The organism is Pseudomonas sp. K5002 (assembly GCF_013386655.1).
Classification (GTDB): Bacteria; Pseudomonadota; Gammaproteobacteria; order Pseudomonadales; family Pseudomonadaceae; genus Aquipseudomonas.
Genome location: NZ_JACARK010000676.1, coordinates 1 through 4,252 on the forward strand (window position 1 = coordinate 1; position 4,252 = coordinate 4,252).

At 62.4% G+C, this 4,252-nt stretch carries 5 protein-coding genes; 1 reads left to right on the forward strand and 4 read right to left on the reverse strand.

Going from position 1 to position 4,252, the window contains the following annotated elements:
* Positions 1–1,752, forward strand: a 1,752-nt coding sequence (locus HX846_RS25995; protein WP_178966367.1) for a TonB-dependent receptor domain-containing protein, incomplete at its 5' end; no start/stop codon positions are given.
* A gap of 107 nt (positions 1,753–1,859) precedes the next feature.
* Here the strand turns inward: HX846_RS25995 and HX846_RS26000 are convergent.
* The 4 genes from HX846_RS26000 to HX846_RS26015 all read right to left on the reverse strand — a co-directional run.
* Positions 1,860–2,657: a cobalamin-binding protein gene (locus HX846_RS26000; RefSeq protein WP_087692352.1), complete on the reverse strand. Its 798-nt coding sequence runs from the start codon at positions 2,655–2,657 to the stop codon at positions 1,860–1,862.
* Positions 2,657–3,076 carry a nuclear FMR1 interacting 1 family protein gene (locus HX846_RS26005; protein WP_003209980.1) on the reverse strand — a complete coding sequence of 140 codons (420 nt, stop codon included), beginning with the start codon at positions 3,074–3,076 and terminating at the stop codon, positions 2,657–2,659. Before HX846_RS26005 ends, HX846_RS26000 begins: the two co-directional genes overlap by 1 nt.
* Positions 3,073–3,690, reverse strand: coding sequence for a GTP cyclohydrolase II (gene ribA / locus HX846_RS26010; protein WP_003209983.1), 618 nt, complete (start codon positions 3,688–3,690; stop codon positions 3,073–3,075). Before ribA ends, HX846_RS26005 begins: the two co-directional genes overlap by 4 nt.
* A 128-nt stretch (positions 3,691–3,818) precedes the next feature.
* The coding region (locus tag HX846_RS26015; protein ID WP_256739943.1) for an AIR synthase-related protein at positions 3,819–4,252 on the reverse strand (434 nt) is incomplete at its 5' end.

Below are 4,252 nucleotides of genomic sequence, written 5' to 3' on the forward strand. Positions count from 1 at the left end.
AGCGCCGCCAACACCGTCTTCACCCGCGACGACATCGACCGCCTGCAACCCACCAGCGTGACCGACTTGCTCAGCCGCGTGCCCGGCGTGCAGGTTTCACAGGCCGGTGGCCGTGGCAGTCTGGCAAGCGTCTACATTCGTGGCACCAAGTCGGCCCAGAGCCTGGTGTTGGTCGACGGACAGCGCATCGGCAACTCGACTTCCGGCGACAGCAACCTGCAGCACCTGAACATCCATCAGATCGAACGCGTGGAAGTCCTGCGTGGTTCGCGCTCGGTGATCTACGGCAGCGATGCGATTGGCGGGGTGATCCAGATTTTCACCCGGCGTGGTAACGAGTCCGGCCTGCAACCCCGCCTGCATGTGGGATTTGGCAGCAACCAGACGTGGGAACGCAGCCTGGGCTTGTCCGGCGGCGATGCGCAAACTCGCTTCAACCTCGGCGCCAGCCTGGATGACACGGCCGGAATCAATCGCACGTACGACTCCTATCCCAGCGACCGTGACCATGACGCCTATCGCAACCAGGCCATCAGTTTCAGCCTGAGCCATGCCTTCAACGATGACCTCGAAGCGGGTGTGAACGTGCTGGATAACCGCGGCAAAAGCGAATTCGACAACCCGTTCGGTCGCTTCGATTCGACCACCTTCCAAAGCTTCCAGCAAAAGCCCTACACCCACTTCACCGTGAGCAGTGTCAGCACCTATGTTGACGCGCGTATCAATGACACGTGGAAGTCCCGGCTGGAAGCGGGCCACAGCGAAAACCGCGAAGAAACCCGGGACAAGCTCAGCACCGAACGCAGCGTGTTCAACACTTACCGCAACTCACTGAACTGGCAGAACGACCTGACCCTCAATGAGCAGAACAGCCTGATACTGGGCGGCGACTGGTACGAGGACCAGGTCAACAGCAGCACAGCGTTCGCCGAAGACAGTCGCTGGAATCGAGCGGCGTTTATCCAGCACCGTTTTCAAGCCCAGTCCTTTTCCACTGAACTGGGCCTGCGTCGCGACGATAACCAACAGTTCGGCGGCCACAACAGTTGGAGCGGCACCTTCACCCTGCCGCTGAACCCGGACAATGATCTGTTGCTGAGCTACAGCGAAGGCTTCCGCGCGCCTACGTTCAACGACCTCTACTACCCGGACGAATTCGGCTTCAAAAACAGTAACCCGAACCTCAAGCCCGAGACATCGAAAAGCTACGAAGTGCAGTGGCGCAGCCAGCTCAGCGACAGCAGCCGACTGGAAGCCTCGCTGTACCGCACCGATATTCAGGACGCGATCGTGTTTGCCAGCAACGGCCCGCAAAACGTCAGCGCCGCACGCATCAACGGCTTCGAGGCGGCGCTCAAGCAAGAACTGTTCGGCTGGCAAAGCAGCCTCGCCGTTGCATTGATCGACCCACGCGACCGCGACACCGGGCGCACACTGGCACGTCGAGCCCGGCGCACCCTGAGCCTGGACCTGGATCGCCAATTCGATCAATTCGGCGTCGGCGCCAGCTGGCAAGCGGTGAGCAGCAGCTACGACGATGCGGCGAACCAGCAACGCCTGGGCGGGTATGGCTTGCTCGGGCTACGGGGCAGTTGGGCGGTGAACCATGAAGTCACGCTGGAAATGAAGCTCGATAACCTGCTGAACAAGGACTACAGCCGGGCGCTGTATCAGTATCAAGGCCAGCAATATGGCTATCGGGAAGAAGGCCGGGCACTGATGTTCGGGGTGACCTGGACGCCGGAACTCTAAGTCGTCTGCACCGGCCTCATCGCGGGCAAGCCCGGCTCCCACAGGGGACCGTGCTTATCCAGACGACTCGGTCAAATGTGGGAGCTGGCGTGCCTGCGATAGCGGTCTCACAGCCCCGGAGCAAGAACCTGACACAACCGCGCCACCGCCTGCAGCATCTGCCCGCTGGGCCGTTCCAGGCCCTTGTCAGGCACCACCAGCAAACGCCCGCCAGCCACCGCCGCCACCTGGGGCCAGGCTTTCCAGGCATCCAGCTGCGCTTGATCGCCCGCCAGAATCACCTCGGGATTACGCTGCAACACCGACTCAATGCTGACCTGCGGTGCCGGTAATTTCAGGTCATCGAACACATTGCGCGCGCCGCACACACTCAGCGCATCGCTGATGATCTGCCCGCCACCCACGGTGTACAGCGGCTGGTTCCACACCTGATAAAACACCCGCAACGGCTCGGCCCGGTGATAGCGTGAGCGCAACTCGGCCAAGCGCTGACGCAACTGCGCTGCCAATTGCCGGCCGGCGTCATCCCGCCCGAGTTGCCGGGCAATGGTTTCGACCTGTGAGGTGAGTTGTTCGAGGCTGTGGGGTTCGGCGACAAATACCGGGATGTTCAGGCGTTGCAGCTGTTCACGCTGGCCCGGGCCGACGCTGCCGGGCCAAAGCAGGATCAGGTCGGGCTTGAGGCTGAGCAGCCGCTCCATGTCCAACTGCCCGTAGTTGCCCACAGACGGCACGTTCGCCAACGCCTGTGGCCGCTCGCCGCCATCCAGCACGCCCACCAGCAAATCGGCGGCGCCCAGTTCAACGACGATTTCAGACAAGGAAGGCGCAAGGCTGACCACCCGCTCGACCGCCGCAGCCTGGGCCGCGACAACCAGCAGCCACACCGCCAGCCAGACGCGCATCAACCCAACTGGCGCGGGATGCGGTAGAGGTAGAACAGCACCAGGGTCGACAGTGCCAACAGAAACAGCGGCACCGCTTCCAGCCCGACAAACACTGCCAGCGCGCCGACCCAGGCCGGCAGTGCAGCCACCAGCAACGCCACACGACGGCGGGCCGCGAGGGTGATCCAGGCAGCCGGCTCTTCAGGGGTATCGAGGGCTTTGCCGGTGGCGATCAGCGCGTGTTTATAGCCGTGAAAGTAACGCAGGCTGACAAACATCGAGGCTACGCCGGCGATAAAAAACGGCATCGCCAGCACGGGCAGCAAGGGCTCGGCCTTGCCAAACACCAGGTTGATCACAAACAACGGCACCAACGCCAACGCCAGGTATTGCCACCAGTTAAACGACAGTCGCCGCTTGACCTGGCCGCGCGTCACGCCCGGTCGGCCTCGCCCTGGTGCTCGTTGCCCATCATGTGGTCGAGCTTGCTGGCCTTGGTGGCCAGGTAGAGCTTGTTGTGCGGGTTGTGGCCGGTGTGCAGCGGCACGCGCTCGGCGACGGTGATGCCCATGTCGGTCAAGGCTTTGACCTTGCGCGGGTTGTTGGTCATCAGCCGCAGGGATTTAACGCCCAGGTGCTGGAGCATCGGCAGGCAGATTCCATAGTCGCGCTGGTCAGCGGCAAAACCGAGGCGCTCGTTGGCTTCCACAGTGTCGGCGCCGCCATCTTGCAGCTCATAGGCGCGGATCTTGTTCAGCAGGCCAATGCCACGGCCTTCCTGACGCAGGTACAGCAACACGCCACGGCCTTCACGGGCGATGGCCTGCAGGGCGGCTTCCAGTTGCGAGCCGCAGTCACAGCGCTGGCTGAACAGCGCATCACCGGTCAGGCACTCGGAGTGCACGCGACCGAGGACCGGGGCACCGTCCGCCACGTCACCGAGGCTGAGAACAACGTGTTCGCGCCCGGTGGCTTCTTCAAGAAAGCCATTCATGGTGAACGTGGCAAAAGGGGTTGGCAGCTTGGAAGCGGCGACGAAAACGACGGGCACCTTGTGCTCCTGATTTCAGATTTCACAGGGGAGGGATTGTAACAGTAGGTTCCTACAGACGCTTAAGCTGAATTATCGCTGATAAAGATCAATAGGTTCGATTGGCCTTCAGCTTGGTTCTATGCCTTTCAGAAATGTTGATAGCCACGAATGGCCGGCGTGACGTCCTGGCCAGACGCATCCAGCAGGGTAACGCCCTGCCCCGCCTCGACCCGGCCGATTACATGGACCGGCACACCGGCGGCCAACAGCGGCGCCAGTTCGGCGGGCGGCAAGGTGAACGCCAGTACGTAGTCGTCCCCCCCGCTCAACGCGGCCACCCGGGCATCCGCTTCACCGACGAACGCCAGCAAGGCGGCGGACAACGGCAGTTTTTGCTGCTCGATCAACAAGCTGACAGCCGACGCCTTGGCGATATGCCCGCAATCAGCCAAAAGGCCGTCGGAAATATCCATGGCAGACGTGGCCTTGCCCCGCAACGCCAAGCCCAGCGCCAACTGCGGTTGCGGCGACCAGTAATGGGCCAGCAGTGGCTCGACGATAGCCGCCTCCGCCGTGCGCT

What these genes read in the sequence shown, in the direction of transcription:
- HX846_RS26000 (WP_087692352.1), bottom strand. Translation starts at nt 2,657, where the DNA reads ATGCGCGTCTGGCTGGCGGTGTGGCTGCTGGTTGTCGCGGCCCAGGCT.